The organism is Staphylococcus cornubiensis (assembly GCF_900183575.1).
Lineage (GTDB): Bacteria > Bacillota > Bacilli > Staphylococcales > Staphylococcaceae > Staphylococcus > Staphylococcus cornubiensis.
Genome location: NZ_FXUZ01000007.1, coordinates 67,900 through 89,972 on the forward strand (window position 1 = coordinate 67,900; position 22,073 = coordinate 89,972).

Annotated in this window: 26 protein-coding genes; 12 read left to right on the top strand and 14 right to left on the bottom strand. The window is 38.2% G+C overall.

What is annotated here, in order from left to right:
• The first annotated feature begins 220 nt into the window (after nt 1-220).
• Nucleotides 221-421: a cold-shock protein gene (locus CCE82_RS08575; RefSeq protein ID WP_086428985.1), complete on the top strand. Its 201-nt coding sequence runs from the start codon at nt 221-223 to the stop codon at nt 419-421.
• A 61-nt stretch (nt 422-482) separates the two neighbouring features.
• On the opposite strand, the gene CCE82_RS08580 is transcribed toward CCE82_RS08575, so the two are convergent.
• The 4 genes from CCE82_RS08580 to CCE82_RS08595 all read right to left on the bottom strand — a co-directional run bounded on the left by CCE82_RS08580 (nt 483) and on the right by CCE82_RS08595 (nt 2,998).
• Nucleotides 483-749: an FmdB family zinc ribbon protein gene (locus CCE82_RS08580; protein ID WP_086428986.1), complete on the bottom strand. Its 267-nt coding sequence runs from the start codon at nt 747-749 to the stop codon at nt 483-485.
• Nucleotides 749-1,939, bottom strand: a complete 1,191-nt coding sequence (gene fmdA / locus CCE82_RS08585) for a formamidase (protein ID WP_086428987.1) — start codon at nt 1,937-1,939, stop codon at nt 749-751. Before fmdA ends, CCE82_RS08580 begins: the two co-directional genes overlap by 1 nt.
• A 183-nt stretch (nt 1,940-2,122) precedes the next feature.
• Nucleotides 2,123-2,383 carry a DUF1871 family protein gene (locus CCE82_RS08590; RefSeq protein ID WP_086428988.1) on the bottom strand — a complete coding sequence of 87 codons (261 nt, stop codon included), beginning with the start codon at nt 2,381-2,383 and terminating at the stop codon, nt 2,123-2,125.
• A gap of 21 nt (nt 2,384-2,404) precedes the next feature.
• Nucleotides 2,405-2,998, bottom strand: coding sequence for a peptidylprolyl isomerase (locus CCE82_RS08595; RefSeq protein WP_014614412.1), 594 nt, complete (start codon nt 2,996-2,998; stop codon nt 2,405-2,407).
• Nucleotides 2,999-3,071: 73 nt separating this feature from the next.
• On the opposite strand from CCE82_RS08595, the gene CCE82_RS08600 reads away from it, so the two are divergent.
• The 8 genes from CCE82_RS08600 (at nt 3,072) to CCE82_RS08635 (ending at nt 9,349) form a co-directional block, all read left to right on the top strand.
• Nucleotides 3,072-3,452 carry a kinase-associated lipoprotein B gene (locus tag CCE82_RS08600; RefSeq protein ID WP_086428989.1) on the top strand — a complete coding sequence of 127 codons (381 nt, stop codon included), beginning with the start codon at nt 3,072-3,074 and terminating at the stop codon, nt 3,450-3,452.
• Nucleotides 3,453-3,578: 126 nt separating this feature from the next.
• Nucleotides 3,579-5,996: a Na+/H+ antiporter subunit A gene (locus tag CCE82_RS08605; protein WP_086428990.1), complete on the top strand. Its 2,418-nt coding sequence runs from the start codon at nt 3,579-3,581 to the stop codon at nt 5,994-5,996.
• Nucleotides 5,959-6,405 (top strand): Na(+)/H(+) antiporter subunit B, encoded by a 447-nt coding sequence (locus tag CCE82_RS08610; RefSeq protein ID WP_086428991.1) that lies wholly within the window; start codon nt 5,959-5,961, stop codon nt 6,403-6,405. Before CCE82_RS08605 ends, CCE82_RS08610 begins: the two co-directional genes overlap by 38 nt.
• Nucleotides 6,405-6,752, top strand: a complete 348-nt coding sequence (gene mnhC1, locus CCE82_RS08615; RefSeq protein WP_014614416.1) for a Na+/H+ antiporter Mnh1 subunit C — start codon at nt 6,405-6,407, stop codon at nt 6,750-6,752. Before CCE82_RS08610 ends, mnhC1 begins: the two co-directional genes overlap by 1 nt.
• Nucleotides 6,742-8,241, top strand: a complete 1,500-nt coding sequence (locus tag CCE82_RS08620; protein ID WP_086428992.1) for a Na+/H+ antiporter subunit D — start codon at nt 6,742-6,744, stop codon at nt 8,239-8,241. The genes mnhC1 and CCE82_RS08620 overlap by 11 nt, the downstream gene beginning before the upstream one ends.
• A gap of 1 nt (nt 8,242) precedes the next feature.
• The gene (locus CCE82_RS08625; RefSeq protein ID WP_086428993.1) at nt 8,243-8,722 is read left to right on the top strand and encodes a Na+/H+ antiporter subunit E; all 480 of its coding nucleotides are present in this window, start codon (nt 8,243-8,245) and stop codon (nt 8,720-8,722) included.
• On the top strand, nt 8,722-9,015 hold the full coding sequence (locus CCE82_RS08630) for a Na(+)/H(+) antiporter subunit F1 (protein ID WP_086428994.1): 294 nt from the start codon (nt 8,722-8,724) through the stop codon (nt 9,013-9,015). Before CCE82_RS08625 ends, CCE82_RS08630 begins: the two co-directional genes overlap by 1 nt.
• Nucleotides 8,993-9,349 carry a Na+/H+ antiporter subunit G1 gene (locus tag CCE82_RS08635; RefSeq protein WP_086428995.1) on the top strand — a complete coding sequence of 119 codons (357 nt, stop codon included), beginning with the start codon at nt 8,993-8,995 and terminating at the stop codon, nt 9,347-9,349. Before CCE82_RS08630 ends, CCE82_RS08635 begins: the two co-directional genes overlap by 23 nt.
• A 433-nt stretch (nt 9,350-9,782) precedes the next feature.
• On the opposite strand, the gene CCE82_RS08645 is transcribed toward CCE82_RS08635, so the two are convergent.
• The 6 genes from CCE82_RS08645 to CCE82_RS08670 form a co-directional block, all read right to left on the bottom strand.
• Complete coding sequence (locus CCE82_RS08645; protein WP_086428997.1) at nt 9,783-10,160, bottom strand: hotdog fold thioesterase; 378 nt, start codon at nt 10,158-10,160, stop codon at nt 9,783-9,785.
• 23 nt (nt 10,161-10,183) lie between these two features.
• Nucleotides 10,184-11,497 (bottom strand): Na+/H+ antiporter family protein, encoded by a 1,314-nt coding sequence (locus tag CCE82_RS08650; protein ID WP_086428998.1) that lies wholly within the window; start codon nt 11,495-11,497, stop codon nt 10,184-10,186.
• Between the two features lie 433 nt (nt 11,498-11,930).
• The gene (locus CCE82_RS08655; protein WP_086428999.1) at nt 11,931-13,415 is read right to left on the bottom strand and encodes a leucyl aminopeptidase family protein; all 1,485 of its coding nucleotides are present in this window, start codon (nt 13,413-13,415) and stop codon (nt 11,931-11,933) included.
• Between the two features lie 272 nt (nt 13,416-13,687).
• On the bottom strand, nt 13,688-14,890 hold the full coding sequence (locus CCE82_RS08660) for an NAD(P)/FAD-dependent oxidoreductase (protein WP_086429000.1): 1,203 nt from the start codon (nt 14,888-14,890) through the stop codon (nt 13,688-13,690).
• 393 nt (nt 14,891-15,283) lie between these two features.
• Entirely contained in the window at nt 15,284-15,643 is a 360-nt protein-coding gene (locus CCE82_RS08665) for a HesB/IscA family protein (RefSeq protein ID WP_019168300.1), read from the bottom strand.
• A gap of 13 nt (nt 15,644-15,656) precedes the next feature.
• On the bottom strand, nt 15,657-15,893 hold the full coding sequence (locus CCE82_RS08670) for a YuzB family protein (RefSeq protein WP_086429001.1): 237 nt from the start codon (nt 15,891-15,893) through the stop codon (nt 15,657-15,659).
• A gap of 290 nt (nt 15,894-16,183) precedes the next feature.
• Here CCE82_RS08670 and CCE82_RS08675 point away from each other — a divergent pair, with 290 nt between their 5' ends.
• Nucleotides 16,184-17,248 carry an NAD(P)/FAD-dependent oxidoreductase gene (locus CCE82_RS08675; protein ID WP_086429002.1) on the top strand — a complete coding sequence of 355 codons (1,065 nt, stop codon included), beginning with the start codon at nt 16,184-16,186 and terminating at the stop codon, nt 17,246-17,248.
• A 213-nt stretch (nt 17,249-17,461) separates the two neighbouring features.
• On the opposite strand, the gene CCE82_RS08680 is transcribed toward CCE82_RS08675, so the two are convergent.
• Nucleotides 17,462-17,791, bottom strand: a complete 330-nt coding sequence (locus CCE82_RS08680) for a YuzD family protein (RefSeq protein WP_086429003.1) — start codon at nt 17,789-17,791, stop codon at nt 17,462-17,464.
• 103 nt (nt 17,792-17,894) lie between these two features.
• Here CCE82_RS08680 and CCE82_RS08685 point away from each other — a divergent pair, with 103 nt between their 5' ends.
• Nucleotides 17,895-18,137, top strand: a complete 243-nt coding sequence (locus CCE82_RS08685; protein ID WP_037572314.1) for a NifU family protein — start codon at nt 17,895-17,897, stop codon at nt 18,135-18,137.
• A gap of 442 nt (nt 18,138-18,579) precedes the next feature.
• Here the strand turns inward: CCE82_RS08685 and CCE82_RS08690 are convergent, their stop codons facing one another.
• Genes CCE82_RS08690 through CCE82_RS08700 form a run of 3 tightly spaced genes read right to left on the bottom strand, consistent with a single transcriptional unit; the run spans nt 18,580 to nt 20,772 of the window.
• The gene (locus CCE82_RS08690) at nt 18,580-19,545 is read right to left on the bottom strand and encodes a 2-hydroxyacid dehydrogenase (RefSeq protein WP_086429004.1); all 966 of its coding nucleotides are present in this window, start codon (nt 19,543-19,545) and stop codon (nt 18,580-18,582) included.
• 6 nt (nt 19,546-19,551) lie between these two features.
• The gene (locus CCE82_RS08695) at nt 19,552-20,337 is read right to left on the bottom strand and encodes a TIGR01457 family HAD-type hydrolase (protein WP_086429005.1); all 786 of its coding nucleotides are present in this window, start codon (nt 20,335-20,337) and stop codon (nt 19,552-19,554) included.
• A 3-nt stretch (nt 20,338-20,340) separates the two neighbouring features.
• Nucleotides 20,341-20,772: a DUF86 domain-containing protein gene (locus CCE82_RS08700; RefSeq protein ID WP_167370972.1), complete on the bottom strand. Its 432-nt coding sequence runs from the start codon at nt 20,770-20,772 to the stop codon at nt 20,341-20,343.
• A gap of 101 nt (nt 20,773-20,873) precedes the next feature.
• Between CCE82_RS08700 and CCE82_RS08705 the strand changes: the two genes are divergently transcribed.
• Nucleotides 20,874-21,140: a DUF3055 domain-containing protein gene (locus CCE82_RS08705; RefSeq protein ID WP_086429007.1), complete on the top strand. Its 267-nt coding sequence runs from the start codon at nt 20,874-20,876 to the stop codon at nt 21,138-21,140.
• Nucleotides 21,141-22,073: the final 933 nt, after the last annotated feature.

Sequence of the window (22,073 nt, forward strand, 5' to 3'; positions counted from 1 at the left end):
TGGTGTGATAAAATGGTTTCGTACCTAGGTGTGCCTGACTTCAAAGGTGTTTTATGTTGCTATTTTCAAGGAATGAAAAATAATAAACATACTAAGATTAGTTAGGTTATCGTAATAAAAGAACTTGAATTTAAATGTAGTGTATTTGTTTAGAATATCCTTTTTTTAATCAATGAATTTATTGCAAATATTTGTGCAAAAGCACGTGGAGGTATTCTATATGAATAACGGTACAGTAAAATGGTTTAACGCAGAAAAAGTTTTTGGATTTATTGAAAGAGAAAACGGCGACGATGTATTTGTACATTTCTCAGCAATCGTTGGAGACGGATACAAATCATTAGAAGAAGGTCAAAATGTTGACTTTGATATCGTTGAAGGCGAACGTGGTGTTCAAGCAGCAAACGTTGTTAAAATGTAATCTAAATCATTTAATATAGAAGAGACGAGGAGCGATTCCCCGTCTCTTTTTTTGCGTTCTTTTAATGCCCTGCCATCCATGGTCGTGTCATTTGTGGTGCTTGTGTTCTTTTTTTAGGCAAGTTTTCTCTTTTAACAAGACGCGGTTGTTGGCCTTTTTCGATACGTTGTTTAACACGAGTATCCATTTTGTACGTTTGAAATGCGACAAATTCACGTTTCGCTGTATGTTGACATGATGGGCATGACGCTGTTTCATGTTGCTCTGAAATGCGTTGTCGAATTGTAAATGTGCCACAGTTTTTACATGTATAAGAATAGTTCGGCATTAAAATTCATCCTTATCTGGCATCACGCCCGGTTTAAAGATTTCTCGTGGTATCGCTATCGTACAGCAAGCATTAGGCACATCGACAATCCCCGCTACAGTTCCTTGCACGGGTGCTGAACCAAGTAACATGTAGGCTTGCTCACCTGTGAATCCTCGTGTTTTCAAAAATTCAATCGCATTCAAACATGCATTTCGATAAGCCGTGTTGGCATCTAAATAAGTTTGTTTTCCTGAAAATTCATTGACCGAAATGCCTTCAAACACAATATAATCCGAGTAGTTCGGTAATACTGGGCTCGGATTAAACGCTGGATTTTTCTTAATATGATATTTTTCCATACCTCCTTTAATCACGTTGACTCTTAAATCAATCCATCCCGGCATTTCAATACCACCACAAAATGTAATCTCACCATCCCCCTGTGAAAAATGAAGGTCACCTACTGACAATTTCGCGCCTTCAACAAATACTGGGAAATAAATTCTTGAACCTTTAGATAGATTTTTAATGTCACAATTACCACCATTTTCACGTGGCGGTACTGTACGGGCGCCTTCTTTCGCAACACGGTCGAAGTCTTTTCCTTTTAACGTGCCGAGTACGACCGCATCTTCAGTCGGTAAATTCGCAAGTGGCGGTTCACGATTCGGATCAGTGTCAACGAGTGCTTGTTCCCTTCTATTCCACTCTGCCAACATGTCGTGTGATGGTGCGACACCGATTAAACCTGGATGAATGACACCTACAAATTCAACACCTGGTACGTGCCGACTTGACGCAAAGATACCGTTAAAGTCCCAAATCGATTTTTGCGCATTCGGATAATGATCGACTAAAAAACTTCCCCCATTGGTTTTGTCAAATATGCCGTTAAAGCCCCATTCATGTTCTGGAAATGCACCGACATCTAAAATATCAACAACCAATAAATCACCCGGTTCAACACCATTCACATAGACCGGTCCACTTAAGACATGAACACGGTTGAGATTCACATATTTAATATCACTCGGGTCATCATTATTTGAAATTTGTCCATCAGTCCAGTCTAAACATTCCATACGAAACGATTCTCCCGGTTCGACTGAAAACGCTGCTGGAATATCTGGGTGCCATCGATTGTGCCCTGGATGTGCTTGTTGGTCCATTTTCTTATTCAAATCAATACTAAATAATTTTTTCGTCATGACAATCCCCCTCAATTGTTTAATTATGACAGAATTTTCCGTCACTTAAATTGAGTTTACCCTCAAAATTAAAAAGTACACTATTTTTACAATTAAATTTAAATGAAAATATTCTACACCTCTTTAAGACAACTAAAAAAGCCGATAAAAACCGTTAATGATTTTTACCGACTTCTCTATTTATTAAGATATACTACACGCCGTTTGCATATTGACCGCTTCAGTTGCTTTCACTAAACAAACGTCATATGGCAATGTTTCATCAAAAGAAAATTGATAAATCTGTTGAAATGCTTGTGCAACGGCTTCTGCCTCGCCTATTTGATGTACTGCATCCATCATTTCGTAAATTTCTGCGTCTCCCATTGTTGGGTCATCAAATTGCATAGGATTCCAATCCGCTAAATATTGATACAATCGAATATTCAAATCATTATTTGCCACGTGATGACCTCCATTCATTGATTATTCTTCAATGTCAATCGATTCAATGACAACATCGTACATCGGTTTGTCTTGTGCACCGACTTTAACACTTGCGATATCTTCTAAAGTGTCTTCACCTTCAATCAATTGACCGAATACTGTATGTTTTTGATCTAACCAAGGTGTACCGCCTTTTTCTTTGTATGCTTCAGCGATTTCTTTTGGCCAGCCGCCATCAACAAGTTGGTCTACCATTTGTGCCGGTACTTCTTTCATTTGAACGATGAAAAATTGTGAACCGTTCGTACCTGGACCTGCATTGGCCATTGATAACGCACCGTATAAGTTAAACGCGTTCATTGAAAACTCATCTTCAAATGGGCCACCGTAAATACTTTCGCCGCCCATACCCGTACCAGTTGGGTCACCACCTTGAATCATAAAATCATTGATGACACGGTGGAACGTAATCCCATCGTAGTAACCTTTTTTAGAAAGCTCAACAAAGTTTTGAACTGTTTTAGGTGCAATCTCAGGGAATAACTTTAATGTCATGTCCCCTTTATTCGTATGCATGATCACTTTAATTTCATTTTCTTGAATTTCTTTCGTTAATTGTGGATAGTTAGTCATTTTTTAATACTCCATTCGTGATAAACTGTTGTATATAACTATTTTAACATATTTGAGAGAGGATGGTATTGACATGCTTTATCGTTTTGCACATAAAACTGGTGTCTATGCTGTAGAGATCGTAGAAGAAAAGGGAGATCAGGTGTTAGTCAAAGTGCTACAAGTGATTAAACACCCGAAACAAGGCGACCTCCATAACCCAAATGAAGTTGAAGGGGTCTTTTTCCATGAACGAAAAGCGTTAAGTCTCTATGAAAAAAGATATACGTCTCCTAGTCGCTTAAAACCATTTGAAGGTGACATCGAGGACTATACCGTAACGTTACAACGTGCTTTAACAACACTCGAAAATCAATTACAAGCACTCGACACACCATTTGCCCATGCATCTTTAAATTGTTTAGCACAACTTAAAGAAGATTATGCACGCCAATATCGAACAAATTTTTCTTAATAACGACGTGTTTCTTCTTATTTAAAAGTGTTTGAAAAGTGGCCCCTTCTTAGTGTTGCCATGTTTTTCAGACGTTTCACAATCATGTATAATAGATATATCGTAGTTTTTAAAGGAGGGCAATTTATGAGTTGGTTACATATGGCGGTCCTGTTACCGTTAATATTCGCAATACTCATTCCGATGTTGTATCGCTTCTACAAACGCATCCATCTCGGTTGGTTTGTATTACCGATACCGGTCGTATTGTTTGCTTATTTTCTATCTTATATTAAACCAACAATGTCCGGGCAATTTACAGAACAGTCGGCTGCTTGGATGCCACAAATTGGGATGAACTTTGACGTTTATGTCGATGGCCTAGGTTTACTCTTTAGTTTACTGATTACTGGCATTGGGAGTCTTGTTGTACTATATTCAATTAGTTATTTAAGCCAATCAGAACAACTGGGTCATTTTTATTGTTACTTGTTAATGTTTATGAGTGCGATGCTCGGTGTCGTACTTTCTGATAATCTACTCGTCCTTTATTTTTTCTGGGAGTTAACATCATTTTCAAGTTTCTTACTGATTTCTTTTTGGCGACACAAAGACAAGTCACTTTATGGTGCCATGAAGTCGATGATGATTACCGTTTTTGGTGGTCTATCATTGTTAGGTGGTTTCATCCTACTGTATCTTGCTTCAGGCACGTGGCGAATTCGTGAGATTATCGAAAACGTTGATCAAATTCAAACGTCACCGATTTTTCTTCTCGCCATGATTTTTGTAATTATTGGTGCAATGACAAAATCTGCACAGTTTCCATTTTACATTTGGTTACCAGATGCGATGGAAGCACCGACACCTGTCAGTGCGTATCTCCATTCAGCAACAATGGTTAAAGCAGGTATCTATCTCGTTGCACGTTTAACACCGATTTTTGCAGTTTCACAAGGTTGGATTTGGGCTGTGACTGCATTTGGTCTCGTCACATTATTCTGGGGCTCGCTCAATGCGACGAAGCAACAGGATCTTAAAGGGATTTTAGCATTTTCAACGGTGTCTCAACTCGGAATGATCATGTCGATGCTCGGTATCGGTGCAGTGAGTTATCATTTCCAAGGCGATGAAAGTCAGCTCTACCTTGCCGCATACAGTGCAGCGATTTTCCACCTAATCAATCACGCGACATTTAAAGGCGCACTGTTTATGATTACAGGTGCAGTGGACCACGCGACAGGAACACGTGATATTCGTAAACTCGGTGGCTTAATGACAATCATGCCGATTTCATTTACTTTATCTATCATCACATCATTAAGTATGGCGGGCGTACCTCCGTTCAATGGTTTCTTATCTAAAGAAGCCTTTATCGAATCAATGATAGAAGTGACACATGCTTCGATATTCAGCTTAAATACACTCGGGTTGTTAATTCCTATCGTCGCGATTGTCGGTAGTATTTTCACATTTGTTTATTCATTTAAATTTATCGTGGAGATTTTCCTAGGTGACCATAAGCCGGATGCACTACCGAACAAAGCACATGAAGCTTCAATACTGATGAATATCTCACCAACGATTTTAGCGACTTTAGTCATTGCGATTGGTTTATTCCCAAGTATTGTGTCTTCACCACTCGTTGAACCTGCAGTCAAATCGATTGCAAATACAAATGAAGTCAGTGCTTCGTTCCATTTATGGCATGGCTTCACACCAGCATTTATCGCAACATTAGTCATTTATGCAGTAGGTATCGTCTTACTTCTAACAGCTAAACGTTGGGTACCTGCGTTAAGAGGTATTCCAAACGTGCTGACTTTAAATCATTGGTATAACCAAACTGGACGTTACACACCGTACTACGCAACACAAATTACGCGTACTTATATGACAGGATTCAATCGTAACAATTTAGTCATTATCTTTTTCATGATGATTGTACTCACATTTGTGACATTGATTTTTGTACCTTTCACAGTAGATTTGATGAAGGTGTCACCGATCAGACCTTATGAATTTGTATCTGTGATTACAATTACAATTGCTGCGATTATGATTATTTTTGCGCGTTCACGATTATTCAGTATCATCATGTTAAGTGCAGTCGGTTATTCTATGGCGATTTTCTTTATTTTCTTTAATGCGCCTGACCTTGCCTTAACACAATTCGTTGTAGAAACGATTTCTACAGCACTATTCTTACTTTGTTTCTATCATTTACCTAATATGAGTCGCTATAACGAATCTGTGCGCTATCGTGTCGTCAATGCGATCATTTCTATCGGTGTCGGCGCAGTTGTCATCGTGTTAGGTTTAATCGCATATGGCAATCGCCACTTTGAATCGATTAGCGAGTTCTACAAAGCACACGTATACGACTTAGCAGAAGGTAAAAACATGGTCAACGTGATACTTGTCGACTTCCGTGGTACCGATACATTGTTCGAATCATCTGTACTCGGTATTGCAGGTATGGGCATTTACACGTTAATTAAATTACGTGCGAAACATAAAAACGGTTATGAAAGGGTTGAGAAGATTGAACAGACAGAAAAATGATTTAATTGCGCAGTATTCATCATTAATTATCTTTTTCTTAATTATGATGTTCGGCTTCTCACTTTTCTTAGCTGGACATTACACACCGGGGGGCGGCTTTATTGGCGGTTTACTCGTCTCAAGTGCACTTGTGATTATTGCGGTGGCATTTGACGTCAAAACACTGCGCAAAGTGTTCCCTTGGGATTTCAAAAAGTTAATTGCTTTAGGTTTAACTTTCTGTGTGGGTGCGCCTATGCTTAGTTGGACGTATGGGAAGAACTTCTTTACTCATACGTCTGTGGATATTCCACTTCCTTTACTTCAACCGATGCATGTGCATACCGCTGTCATTTTTGATACCGGCGTACTTTTTGTCGTTATCGGCACAGTACTTACAATTATTCTAACGATTGGAGAGAATGAGTAATGGAAATCGTTTTAATCGTCGTTTGTGGCTTGTTAACTTCTATCAGTGTGTACCTCATTCTTTCTAAAAGTTTGATTAGAATTATTATCGGTACAACGCTATTGTCACATGCTGCAAACTTATTTATTTTAACGATGGGTGGTCTTAAAAATGGGAATGTGCCTATTTATGAAAAAGGCGTTTCTGATTATGTAGATCCTATCCCACAAGCATTAATCTTAACAGCGATCGTGATTTCATTTGCGGTCACTGCCTTTTTCTTAGTACTCGCTTTCAGAAGTTATAAAGAATTAGGAACAGACAACGTAGAAAGAATGAAAGGAGTGCCACAAGAAGATGATGAATGAAAACTTAATCGTCATGGTTTTAGTCGTCCCTATTATTACGGCTATTCTGTTAATTTTTAGTGGACTCCGACCTTTTATTAAACGTTACATCGCATTAACAGGGACACTCATTACATTAGCCATTTCGATATGGAATTTAGTGAACGTATGGGAAACTGGTCACCCTATCGTTTTACGGTTAGGCTCTTGGGAAGCCCCTTATAGCATTGTTTTCGTGTTAGATTTATTTAGTGCCCTACTCGTGACAACAAGTATTATTATCACGTTACTTATCATTTTATTTTCGTATCAATCGATTGGTTTACATCGTGAGACATATTACTACTATTTCACAGTTATGATGATGTTAACGGGGATTAACGGCGCTTTTATTACAGGCGATATTTTTAACTTATTCGTCTTTTTCGAAGTATTTTTAATGTCCTCGTATGGCTTAATGGTGATTGGTGGGACTAAAATCCAACTTCAAGAAAGTGTTAAATACTTGTTAGTCAACGTCGTCTCTTCTGCCTTTTTCGTTATGGCAGTAGGTATTTTATATTCTATTGTCGGGACATTAAACTTAGCTGATATTAGTCAAAAGTTGAACACTGTTTCTGAAGATCATCCAGGTTTATTAAGTGTCGCATTTATATTATTCATCTTTGTATTTGCGACAAAAGCTGGGGTCTTTCCAATGTATGTTTGGTTACCAGGTGCATATTACGCGCCACCATTCGCTATTATCGCGTTCTTTGGTGCCTTACTTACAAAAGTTGGTGTTTATGCGATTGCGCGTGTCATGAGCTTATTCTTCCATGACACATTGACTTTTTCACATTACACGATTTTAGCACTTGCCTTGTTGACAATTATCTTTGGTTCGGTCGGTGCTGTAGGTTTCCGCGATACGAAACGGATTATTTTGTACAACATTATGATTGCAGTTGGTGTCATTTTAGTTGGTGTCGGCTTAATGAACGAATCTGGTATGATTGGTGCCATCTACTACACGATTCACGATATGTTAATTAAAGCCGCACTCTTCTTCCTGATTGGGATTATGTATAAAATCACAAAAACGACAGACTTGCGCAAATTCAGTGGTCTGATTCACCATTATCCTGTCTTAGGTTGGACATTCTTTATCGCTGCTTTAAGTTTAGCGGGGATCCCACCATTAAGTGGTTTTTATGGTAAACTTTACATCGTTCAAGCCGCTTTTGAAGAAGGATTTTATGCGACAGGGATTATCGTGTTACTGTCAAGCCTTGTCGTCTTGTATTCAGTGATTAACATATTTTTACGTGGTTTCTTCGGTAAAAGTTACGGCTATGTCTACAACCCACGCCTACATCACCGCGGTTTATTAGCAGTGAGTATATTAGCAGTCGTAATCTCAGTCGTCTTTGGTCTTACAGCAGGACAACTTTATCCTATCGTTGCAGAAGCTGCGAAGTCGTTCTATCAGCCAGACACGTATATTCATAGCGTATTGGGGGTGAAGTAATATGGCAATACAAATTTTAATCAATATCGTTTTAGCACTATTTTGGTTGTTCGTTTCTGATAGCTATACGATGAATGCTTTTGTATTAGGGTATCTTTTCGCATTACTACTCGTCTTTTTAATGCGTCAACTCTTACCAGGACGCTTTTATGTCATTACGCTGTATAAAGTCGTCAAACTGGTATTTGTCTTTTTACTCGAACTAATCAAAGCCAACATTGACGTATTGCGTATTATCCTTCAACCACGCATTAAAAATGAGTCTGCTTTTTTCGTATATGAAACAGACTTAGAGCATCCTTGGCAAGTCGCATTACTATCGAATTTAATCACATTAACACCCGGCACTGTCGTTATCGGGGTCAATGATGATATGAAACGTTTATATATTCACTGTTTAAACTTCTCAACAAAAGAAGAAGAAGTTGCTGGTATTAAAGGCTCTCTTGAAAAAGCAGTGAGAGAGGTGGGTGAATCGTAATGAACTATGATATTTTTATCATTATTGCTTTAGTCATCGTCGTTTTATCGATTTTAGCAATGCTTGTCCGTGTGATTCTTGGTCCTACATTGCCGGATCGTGTCGTAGCGTTAGATGCGATTGGTATTCAGCTAATGGCAATTATTGGGCTGTTCTCAATTATTTTAGGCACACACTATATGATTGTTGCGATTTTATTAATTGGGATTCTCGCATTTTTAGGGACAGCAGTGTTCGCCAAATTTATGGATAAAGGTCAGGTGATTGAATATGACAGAAACGATCACGATTAGTATTGGTCTTATCCTCGTTATTGTCGGTGCTTTGTTTAGTGCACTCGCAGCTATCGGGATGATTCGACTGGACGATGTGTACTCTCGCGCCCATGCTGCAGGTAAAGCCTCGACACTTGGCGCAATGTTGTTATTGACTGGAACTTTTATCTATTTTATCGGTAAAGAAGGCTACGTGAATTTCCAACTGATTATCGGTATCGTCTTTGTATTTATTACAGGTCCTTTGGCGAGCCATCTCGTATTGAAAGCGGCATATAACTTAAAAACACCTGCCTCCAAACGATTGAAGCTCGATGAAGTGAAGGAAGATATGAAAGATACCAAGTTATAGAGGCAAAATCATTCATTTTTGCTTAATATAAGAAACGGCTAGGCGTATTTGTATCCTAGCCGTTTCTTTATGTTTTGAAATATTCTTTTAATTATTCAATTTTTATGATTATACGAATAGAAATTTCATGATAATATCATAGTAACATTTTTCATATGAGGTAATGGGATGCTCAAGCGTATTTTCATTGTTTTGATTTTGACGTTACTTCTCTTTTTAGTCTATATCTTCTATCAAGGGTTCAGTGCAACGGCAGTACAAGTTGCTATTGGCTTTTTGTTTTTACTCCTTTTACCTGATGTTGTGATATCTTTGTTCAAAAAGAGAAAACGTGAGAAGGATGAGCTATAAAAACTTTGATTATTATGATTTTCTTTTATCATAAAAAAGCTGGGAGCATATCATCCATTGCTTCCCAGCTTTTGCTTTCAAATTATTTTTTCAATGGTTTAATCGCAATCGTACCGCGCATGACTGAAATCAACTGCCCTGCTTCGTTTTTAATATGAATATCCCATACGTGTGTTGTACGCCCTTGGTGAAGAATACGTGCTTCTGCATAAACGATACCTTCACGCACTGAGCTGATATGATTTGCGTTCATTTCTAAACCTAAAGGAATCTGTGTTGAAGTGTCTATTAAATGGGCCGATCCTAATGAACATGCAGTCTCCCCTAATGCTAGCGATGCACCACCATGTAAATAACCAAATGGCTGTTTGACTTGATCTGTGACAGGCATCGACATTTTAAGATAACCGTCTGCTTGTTCCTCAATTTTCATTTCCAATAACTCGATTAAGTTCGTCATGAGGGTCACTCCTTTTTCTATTATTATAATACGAGTGCCGCGACAGTTCCCATAATAATGAGTGGAATGTTATAAAAGACAAAGTTTGGAATACATGTGTCACGAATATGATCGTGTTGACCGTCTACATTGAGCCCTGCTGTTGGTCCCAATGTAGAATCACTCGCTGGCGAACCTGAGTCTCCAAGTGCACTGGCAGTACCGATTAATGCGATGAGTGCCATTGTACTCATGCCCATCGCTTCACCAAATGGAATAAAGAGTGCTGCTAGAATTGGAATTGTCGCGAATGAAGAACCAATCCCTAAAGTGACGACTAAACCAATTAAATACATCAATACGATACTAACCAATAAATTATCTCCGGAAATCGCAGTTAAACCTTTGACTAACTTTTCAATATCTCCTGTGGCATTCATCACACCTGCAAAACCATTCGCAGTTAAAATGACGACACCAATATAGGCCATAATTTTAATCCCTTCTACAAATTGGTCATCCAGTTTGCGCCAAGAATAAATACCAGAGATGAAAAAGACGAGAACACCTGCTAAAGCACCGAAAATCATCGAATCTGAGAACAATTGAACGAGGAATGTCGCCAATATTGCAACAACTGTAACAATAATAACAGATGGCTTTAAGTCCACTGCTATCTCTTCCTCTTGTGTTGCTGACTCACGATATGTTCTCGGCTTACGATAATAAAACATTGCAATAATAAGGCCGATGATGTAACCGGATGCCGGAATCAACATCGCTTTCCAAATCATGTTAAATTCAATCGGGTGATGTGCCTTTTCAAACCCTTTTTGAATAATTTCATGGAAGATGTGTCCGAATCCAAATGGTAATAAAACGTACGGAAAACAAAGACCAAAACCGATAATCATCGCGATGAGACGTCGATCGATTTTTAATTCATTAAATAAGCTTAATAATGGTGGTACGACAATAGGAATAAAAGCAATATGTACTGGAATAATGTTTTGACTCATAATACTGAGTAATAATAAGCTGACAATAATCAGTACTTTCACTTTAATTCGTGACACTTTTGTCTCTTCTGCACGAATAGATAAAATCACTTTTCGTACGAGATAATCTGTAATACCACTGTATGAAATGAGTGCAGCAAAACCACCTAGTAACGCATAACTGAGCGCGACTTCTGCCCCATCAACAATATTTTCTGTAAAAGTTGTAATTGTTTTATCAAACGGCAGACCTGCAATCCATCCGCCAATCAGTGCACTAATAAACAAACTAATGACGACATTAATTCGACATAAACAGAGCACTATCATAATGACAACCGCAATTAACACTGCATTCATATTTCTATCTCCTTTAATTCATTATCGAGCTAAAGCATATGGGTATAATACTAACAGTTGTCTGATTGTTCGTCAATGAAAACTATTCAAAAATGACAAGGAGACAGGACATAATCATTTTTAATGCTATGGATGCAGTATTTTGTTATTAACTATATCTCTCAGGAGTCTCAGCCTTCTGGGCAATCTTACATCAAATGCAGTCACTTAGGGCAAATTTATGAAATGAAGACAACCTTAGCATCCAATTTTTTTCGTCTCATTCAAACCCATTTTTGGCTGTTTTATTATATATGTTCATAAAAAAGTAGAGACTGAGAAAACTACTATCCCAGTCTCGTTTCCTGTGATGAACGAAAATCAAAATATGGAAATGTAAAGTCAATTAAGGTGCATTGAGATTAAAATGTTATCTCCCATCTCCCGATCATTTTTATTGATTTAAACCGTATTCATTTTTCAACCATGTTACAATTGTTGGAATCATAAAGCCTGTTGGACCTTTTGGACCTTTATGTGTCGCTTTGTTCACCGTTGCTGGGCCGGCAATATCGAAATGAAGATGTGGTGTTTGACCACTGAAATGCATAATAAATGCCGCCGCAAATAAAGCTTTTCCGTGACCGTTGATATGGTTTGTTAAATCTGCCACATCAGACGCTTTAATATTTTGACGTTCTGTATCCGTAATTGGCAATTCAAACACAGGTTCTTCATATGTTTGAGAGATTTGAAAAATTTGATTTAACACTTCTGGTTGTACGTGTTGTTGAAATACGGCCGCTTTATCTTCTCCTAATGCAACAATGGCAGCACCTGTTAAAGTCGCAAAATCCATGATCATCTTCGGTTGATACTGGTTTGCATAAAATGTTGCATCGGCTAATACTAAACGACCTTCTGCATCGGTATTCGGCACTTCTACCGTTTCACCACTTAATGCTGTAAATACATCATCTGGCTTCATCGCATTATTCGCAACCATATTTTCAGCTGCCGCAATGACCGCAACAATGTTGACTTTAAGTTTCAACGCTTGGATGGCTTCAACCATACCGATGACATTCGCTGCGCCACTCATATCAAATTTCATAGACGGCATGCCAGTTCTAGTTTTAATTGAATAACCACCAGAGTCATACGTAATCCCTTTACCTACTAACGCAATCACTTGGTCTTCATGCTCTGGATCACCTTGATATTCTAATGTAATCATGCGTGGTGGATGCACAGACCCTTTCCCGACTGCTTGGACTAATCCGAAGCCTTCTTGTTCAATCTCACGCTCATCTTTCACCTGTACTTTAACTGTTGTATCTTTAAAATAGTGTTCAACCGTTTCAGCTAAATAAGCAGGTGTCATAATATTCGGTGGTGTGTTACTCAAGTCACGCGCACGGTTAATCGCTCGCCCTACCTTTTGACCCGCTTCAATCGGTTGTGTATAGTCTGACACTTGGTCACAATCTAACGCCATTTTAAGATGGAATGGTGCTTTTTTGTCAGATTTATAATCATCAAATTGGTAAATGGCTTGTTCACTTTGAAGCCCCATTAAATTAAATATCGTTTCTGATTCCAGTGATTTTGCTAAAAACGTATTCACTTTCAAATTAATTTTTGAAATCGGACCTTGTTGTAAATATTGGAATAAGCGACCCCATATTTTTAAATAATCTTGTGCTTTCAGTTGATTCAAATTACCGAGGCCGACCGTAATCAAACGATGCATTTGCCCGTCTATTGTGACTGCCGTAGAAGCAATTTCACCTTTTTGTGCACTGATGAGATGATGTGCTTTTAATTCTGTAAGTGCATCCAAAAATGCTGTATCTTGTTTCACCACATCGAAATATTGATTTAAATGTTCTGGAATACCGGCCACAATGACCGCTGATGTTTCTGTTTGTGAAGGCATAACTTCCACTCCTTTCAAGTATGTAAAAAGGGAGCGGAATAGAAACCTAAACATCACATTTAGATTCCTACATTCCACTCCCTGCAATTGCCATATACGCTACAGGATGCCCCCCACGTATATGTGCATCGTATGCTTAAAATCTTTTTCTCTAATCAAACATTGGTTGGATGAAAGCGATGCGGTTTCACCATCAATGCATTATCTTAAAACCTAACTTAGCGAGACTATGGATTTTAATATCGTCTATTCAAAGCAGGGTCGATTGATGCTTAAAATTTACCTTTTTTGTAAGCTAAACCTAAACCACCAATTTTAAAGATTGCACGTGTATCAATCACACGCTTCATAAACGCTGCTTTTTTACCAGTAATTTCGCGACCATAAACAATACCTACACCATCATGACGACCTAATGAACACACTGTACCACGGTCGATGTATGTGAAGTCTTCTGTTGGCGCACCTTTTAAAATGTTCACAATGTTAGAAGCTGTTTTTTCACCTTGTTGCATTGCGATTTGTGCAGTTGTTGGTAACGGACGGTCGCCACCTTCAGGAATGAACGCAGATACGTCACCAATTACGAAAATATCATCATAACCCTCAATAGTTAAATCTTGTTTAGTTACGATACGTCCACGTTTAACACCTTCGAATGATTTTTCCATTAATTGACTACCCCGAACACCTGCAGCCCAAATCACTGTGTTCGCTTCTAATTGTTGTTCTTCGTCATTAATTTTAACAACGAAACCTTTTTCATTTGCAGCAACGATAGGTGTACCGACTTTAAATTCAACTCCGCGTTGTTCTAAATAGCTGACTGCATGGCTAACAAGCTCATCAGAGAACATTGGTAACATTTTCGGTGCAGCTTCTACACAAGTCACTTTCACTTTGCTTTGATCTACACCGTATTTGTTGGCAAGTTCAGGAATACGGTCTGTTAATTCACCTAAAAATTCAATTCCAGTGAAACCTGCACCGCCGACAAGAATCGCTAAATCTTTCTCGTCTTTCGTTTTTGATGCAGCATAGTTTGCAAATTTATCTTCAAGATGACGTGAAATTTGACGAGCAGTATGTACATTTTCAATTTGGAAAGCGTAATCTTTCATACCGTCGATACCAAATGTTTCTGACTCAAAACCTAAAGCAACAACTAAAATATCATATTCAAAAATACCACGTGTTGTTTCAACTTTTTTCGCATTGCGGTCAATTTTTGTAACTTCCGCACGAACGAAATCAACATGTTTTTTCAACACGTTTTCGATTGGATATAATACATCCTCATAATTTAATGTACCTGCCGAAGCTTCATGTAACCAAGTCGCTTCATAGTGATAGTCATTTTTGTTGATTAATGTAATCTGTGCGTCTTGTTCTGATAATTTTTTTTGAAGTTTTGTAACAGTTTGTAAGCCCGCATAACCAGCACCTAAAACAAGTACTTTTTTACGTTCTGCCATTTGCATTCACCTATTCTTTCGTAAATATAATCAATTTCCAATAATGCTGTATACCCTCTTAATTTTTACAGTACACAAAATTGTAAAATGTTGTCATTAATAAGTGTATAGTTTTTTATTATTGAATTCAAGTTAATACCCCATAAGTTTTCATGAGCTTCCATAATTTTTCATGAATTATTTTCAACGATTCTCAGTTCGATATTTTTTAAAACAAAGTGAATCATTTAATATTGTTATCCAATCTGTGCAGCATGAAGAAATCCGAGACTTTTCCTCATGCATTAAAAAGTCTCGGATGTTCTGCTTTATCTCAAGTTGCTATAATCATTCATTTTAAAAGCGTGACAAAATCTTCAATGAACATAAAAATCTCGTCATAGCTCCACCAAATTAACAGCTTTCTGGTGAACCTGCTGCTTGCGCTGTTCTAAACGAACTACCACAACCACATGATGCAATCGCGTTCGGATTATCGATTTGGAAACCGCCACCCATAAGGGATTGTTTAAAATCGATTGTTGTGCCATTTAAAATTGGCGCATCTTCTTTATCTACAAGTACTTTTAAACCATAGAATTCAAGTACTTCATCGTTTTCACCTGGTTCAGCTTCAGCAGTCATGCCGTATGTTAAACCTGTACAGCCGCCACCGTTCACTTTCACTTTTAAATAACCATCTGCCATATCATTTTGTTTCAACATGTCTTTGACTTCATATGCTGCTGCTTCTGTTAAATTGACTACTGCCATGTTTTAGCCTCCTTTAAAAAATCCACGTTTCTTCTATATGCTTATAAATATTTTGCAATAAATCGTCTGGCGTATCACCTTCGACTATATCTCCATTCACAAGTGCGTAGAGCCCCGACGAACAAATTCCACAGTTTTGAAGGCAACCATAATCTAGAACGTCCACTTGCGGATCATTTTCTAAAGTTTGGTAAACAACTTCTGAACCTCTCGCCATATTAGAAATACAGAACTCGACAATCGGATTCATTTTACACCCTCTTTTATCCTTTAATGGTATCAGTATAACAAATTTTAGTAACGACATCTATGCGACGGCTCATGGTAGTGCTTCATGATGCGTGTCGATGGTGTTGGCGAAATTAGCTTATGAAAAAAATTGAAAGCACGTGTTTTCCTTTGTTTGTGTGGCTTTCAAAAAAGGGATATAATTAATATTAGAGCTATTATGAATTACTTGAACGGTACCTATTTCGTTTTGTGTGGAGTCCATTGCCGAAATAGATATCGGAATATACATCACTAAAGAGGGGTATCAAAATGAAGAATTTAGTATTGCTAGGCGGCGGTTATGGTAACATGCGCATTATGTCTAAAATTTTACCAGACGCGCTTCCAAATGATTATAATATTACGTTAATCGACCGGATGCCTTACCATGGGCTCAAAACAGAATTTTATGCATTAGCTGCTGGCTCTAAATCTGATAAAGAGGTACGTGTTAATTTCCCACAGCATGATAGAACACACACAGTATACGGAGAAATTACAGATATCGATTTAGACAATCAAATCATTTCTGTAGGTCAAACAAAAGTCGATTACGATGAATTAGTGATCGGTCTAGGCTGTGAAGATAAATACCACAATGTCCCAGGTGCTAAAGAATATACGTATAGCATCCAAACTTTACATGACGCTCGTAAAACTTACCACGACATTTCTGATCTTCCTACCAATGCAACTGTCGGTATTGTCGGTGCTGGGTTAAGCGGTATCGAACTCGCGAGTGCGTTGCGCGAAAGCCGTGGAGACTTAAAAATCTACCTATACGACCGCGGTGAGCGTATTTTAAATCAATTCCCTGAAAAATTAAGTAATTATGTAAAAAAATGGTTCGATCAACACGATGTTACCGTCGTACCTAACTCTGATATCGTCAAAGTTGAACCAGGTACACTTTATAATAAAGAAACAAAAAATGAACACGACTTAATCGTATGGACAGCAGGGATTCAGCCTGTCGAAATCGTGCGTAACCTTCCCGTTGACTTAAGTCGTAGCAATCGCGTGATGGTCAATCAATATCATCAAATTCCGACGTATACAAATGTTTATGTTGTCGGGGACTGTGCGAACTTGCCACATGCACCGAGTGCGCAACTGGCTGAAGAACAAGCAGACCAAATCGCCATGGTGTTAACAACATTGTGGAAAGGCAAAAGTTTACCCGAAAAAATGCCTGAAATTAAAATTCAAGGTTTCTTAGGTTCTTTAGGTGAAAAGAAAGGCTTTGCTTATTTGATGGACACTACAGTGACAGGACGTTTAGCTTCCATCTTGAAATCGGGCGTACTTTGGTTGTATAAACATCATAACGGATAGAATTTGAACCTTTACTTTTTGATATATTGTATTTTACAAATGCCATGATGGACACACTTTCCCAAGAGCTGACCCACGGGAGTCTCGTCCATTTTGGCATTTTTGTATTGAGGGGTGTTCAAGTCATCGTCCATGTTTGGAAATAAAAATCAAAAACACATTAAAAAACGGTAAGTGCTTATTCACACTCACCGCTATTTATCTAGACTTTTCCTATTCTGCTGATACTTCAAAGTTTCGTTCAATAAAACGCTTAATCGGCTTCAATTGGACATAACCGTCAGCCACATATTCATCGTTCATCGTCACAAGTGGATAAAACAGTTCATCCTCTTGAATTTGTTCAATAAACTGCACATCATGATCTGACAAATTGTCTTGTGACCCCATAATATCAATATACGTATATTCAAAATCGATGTTTGGATATTTTCGTGGTAATAATGTTTTCAACCAATCATACGTGTTTTCCGAACTTGGCGCATTCACACAACTTGCACAAACCACTTCTGCACCATACACAACTACGCTTACCTTTTCCATAGTCATCCCCCTAATTGATTCGATAGATTTTTTGTACTGATTCTATTATAATAAAAAGATAAGGATAAAATGAACCATTTAAATTTGAAAGGAGGCATTACACATGCCAACTGAAAATGCTACAATGTACGATCAAGTTGCAGAAGTCATCGAGAAATTACGCCCATTCTTATTACGTGACGGCGGTGACTGTGAACTTGTCGACGTGGAAGATGGTATTGTAAAACTTCAATTACTCGGTGCTTGTGGAACATGCCCAAGTAGTACGATTACTTTAAAAGCTGGTATTGAACGTGCATTAGTTGAAGAAGTACCAGGCGTTATCGAGGTCGAACAAGTATTCTAACAACATGTTTAAATCAATGTTGTATTTCATATGAGATGAGGAAAGGGACTGGGATATTAAGTTTTCCCAGTCCCTTTCCTATTGATGAACTTATTTCGATTAATGAAGATAAAACAGCCAAAAATCAAGAATGAATTGGACGTAAAAATTGGATGCTATGGGTTGTCTTCATTTCATAAACTTGCCCTAAGTGACTACATTTGATGTAAGATTGCCCAGAAGGCTGAGACTCCTGAGGGATCAGACGCAGCCGAAAATCCAATTCGGCTTCATTCCAGTCTACACTTGAATCAAGCCGAATTTAGTTGAGGCAAGTCCCTAGGAACGCGAAGCCATGAGGGCAATCCAAAGTCATACATCTTAAGAATAGGGCAAGTTAAACACATTACTGCATCAATAGTATCAAATATTTTTATGTCCCGACTCTTTTTATTTTGAAATGCTAGTTCACTTTGACTTGATTACGCGGCTTTTGTCCTTCTAAAACATCTTTAATATTTAATAGACATGTTTGAATCATTTGGTCACGTGTCAAAACAGTGGCACTACCAATATGTGGTGTGATAATCACATTCGGATATTGAAGTAACGGATGGTCCATGCGAATCGGTTCATCGCGTACGACATCCAAACCACAGCCCGCAATTTCACCCGTTTCAATCGCGTCAACTAAATCCTCTTCAACGACTAAATCCCCGCGACCGATATTAATAAAGATGGCATCATTGCGCATGTTCTTGAATACTTCTTTATTAAACTTGTTTTGTGTTTCTGGTGTAGATGGTGCCGTACAAATGACAAAGTCACTTTCTTTAATCAATTTATCAAATGATGTATAAAACGCACCTAATTCTTGTTCAGCTTGTATATTGCGTGTACGGTTGTGATACAAAATGTCAGCGTGGAACCCTTTTAAACGACGCGCAAAGGCACGGCCGATTTCACCCATTCCAAATATCCCAACTTTTGAATGATAAATATCTTTTCCAGCTAACAAATAAGGGCCCCAACTTTCCCATTTGCCATCTTTTACGTATTTTTCAGCCTCCACGATACGTCGAGATGTTGCCATCATGAGTGCAAAGCCTAATTCAGCTGTCGTTTCTGTTAAAACGTGTGGTGTGTTTGAAATCTCGACTTCATGTTGCGCTGCTGCATGTAAATCAATGTTGTCGTACCCTACAGCCATATTTGCGACGACTTTCAATTTCGGTACCGCTTCAAATAAAGTCGCGTCAATTTTTTCACTCAAAGTGACAAGTATGGCCGTTTTATCTTGTGCTGCTGCTAAAAATTTTTCACGTGGCATAGGCGTTAATTCATGATCCCACATTTCAACTTCACCTAATGTTTCTAGACGTTCTAAAAATTTTTGTGGAATTCGTCGCGTTACTAAAATTTTTTCCATTTCTGATCACTCGCCTTTGTTTAATTGTTCACGTAACTCATTCAAATCTTTCACACTGTGTGTCGGTGGTACATCACGTTGCATCACTTCTTCTTTCGACGTCACACCTGTTTGAACGTGAATGGTATCAATGCCAAAGTTAATACCTGCCATAATATCTGTGTCGTACAAGTCACCAATCATCGCAACTTCATCTTTGTTCAGTTGTAGCACTTCTAGTGATTTTTCCATAATCGGTGTCTCAGGTTTACCTATAAAAATCGGCTGTTGTTTAGATGATACTGTTACAACACTTGTTAAAGAACCGTTGCCTGGTAAAAAGCCTTGTTCTTTTGGAATTGATGGATCGGGATTAGTAGAAATAAATGTGGCCCCGTTTTGAACTGCCAATGTTGCTGTCGTTAATTTTTCATAAGTAATCGCTTCGTCCAATCCGACTACGACATAATCGACATCGATATCATTTTTAAGTTGTAAGCCTGCCTCTTCTAATGCTGTCGCTAAACCAGAGCCACCAATCATAAACACTGTTGCACCTGGCTTTTCACTATGGATATAATCTGCTGTTGCCATAGCTGACGTAATGACTTCTTGCGGTTTGGCGTCAATGGCCATTGTCGTTAATTTGTCTACTACATCGACTGGTGCTTTCGTTGAGTTATTCGTGACGTATAAATGCGGAATTTGATGCTCATTTAAGTAGTCAATAAATTCTGATGCACCCTCGATTTTTTGATTTCCTTTATACATCGTACCGTCCAAGTCGATTAAATAGCCTTTGTATGCTTTCATTGCTTATTGCGCTCCTTTTCCAAATGCTGTTACAGGGACATTTTCATTTTCTAAAAACTGTAAAATTTCTTGAATAAACTGCTGATAAAATGGGACTGTTTCATCAAATAATGGGACTAACTGCGCTGTGTCTAATGTATCGTAATAATGCACGAACTGACGGCGCACATCAATCGTTTGATGTAATGCTTGTTGCGTCTCTTTAGAAATGGCACCTTCCAGTTCTAAAATATCAATCACATCTTTATAATTGCCTGGGTCTCTTAAAATGAAGGCATCGATAATCATATTACCGATATCTACTGATGACTCAATCAACATCTGTGCGACACGTTCAAATGCGTAATGATTTGATTTCACCGTCTCATAATCTTCAGTCAGTTGTTTTAAATATTTTAATTTCGTTTCTAATTGTGTTTTATCAACAAAATACACTTTATGGTCACCCCTATTCCTCTCTATCATATCATAATTTTGCATGCAACTTCATTTATCGCTATACTTGCCATAACATGATTTTTAAAGGAGTAACACACATGATAGATATGTTTTTATACGATGATATGGAACCTTCTCAAATTCGTTTCGTTGGCTTTGTCGGTGAACATAGCCGCTATGATTTAGTGTTGATTCAAACGGATCGTCATTATGGAAAAACGTTGGTGTTGAATACACAGACGAATAAGTTTGGGATTATTGGGTCGGATGATTTAGAGGAAGAAGGTTATATTGCTTATATTTTAGGTGTAAGTGAAGAAGAAGGCGATGAGATAACGGCTTATTTACATGAAGTGATTCAGTAATTGTAGTTTTTAGTTTTTTAACACTTGATGTACATATTGTTTGTTGTTCGTCCGATTGCCGAACCGTGCAGTGCTTTCCCAGGGGCTGGCCCTTCAACTAAATTCGGCTTGATTGAAGCATACACTTGATGGAAGCCGAATTGGATTTTGGGAGCAGTACAGAAATCTCATGTGTAGCAAAGATTTCGTCGTACTGCCCCCGCAAGGCTGACTAGACTTCTCAAAAGCACAAACATTGAGAAGTCAGACAGCTACTGCGATAAACAGTAGCCACTGTCAAAGTTAAATGACGTTATTTTGTTTTCAACTTCATCCCTCGGGAGTCTTGCACGGTTTTGGCAATGTTGGAGCAGTAAAGCTTATGGGACAATGGCTTACAACCACTTTTATTCATCATTCCACGGTTTTTACAACTTTTCCCTTCTTCATCTCAATCATTTTTGGGGACTGAAGTGAGCTTTCTGCTAATTACATTGTCATTCCCAAATACTCTATCGAAATATTTCATTGGTAGGTTTTCCTCTTCAGCTCTATCCCTCGGGAGTCTTGCACGTTTTCGGCAATGTTGGAGCAGTAAAGCTTATGGGACAATGGCTTACAACCTCCCTAGCTCTTCACTTCATACTTTATCATTTTTACTCTCATATCACATCACTTCTCGCTCTAAATCGTTTTTGTGGGGAGATTGGAGTTAGCTTTCTGATGATTACATTGACACACCTCCAATGCTCTATTGAAATGTTACATTTGCTGGAAATATTGCTGGATTTCTGCTCTTCTTTCACTCAATTCATTTTTAAAATCCAAATCGAGTAGGAGAATAGTCATTAATTGACTATTCGTCCTCTCACACCACCGAGCGTACGGTTCCGTACTCGGCGGTTCAATATCTTGCGTAAGCCAACTCTGCAAGCTGGGCTAATGGTATCAGCC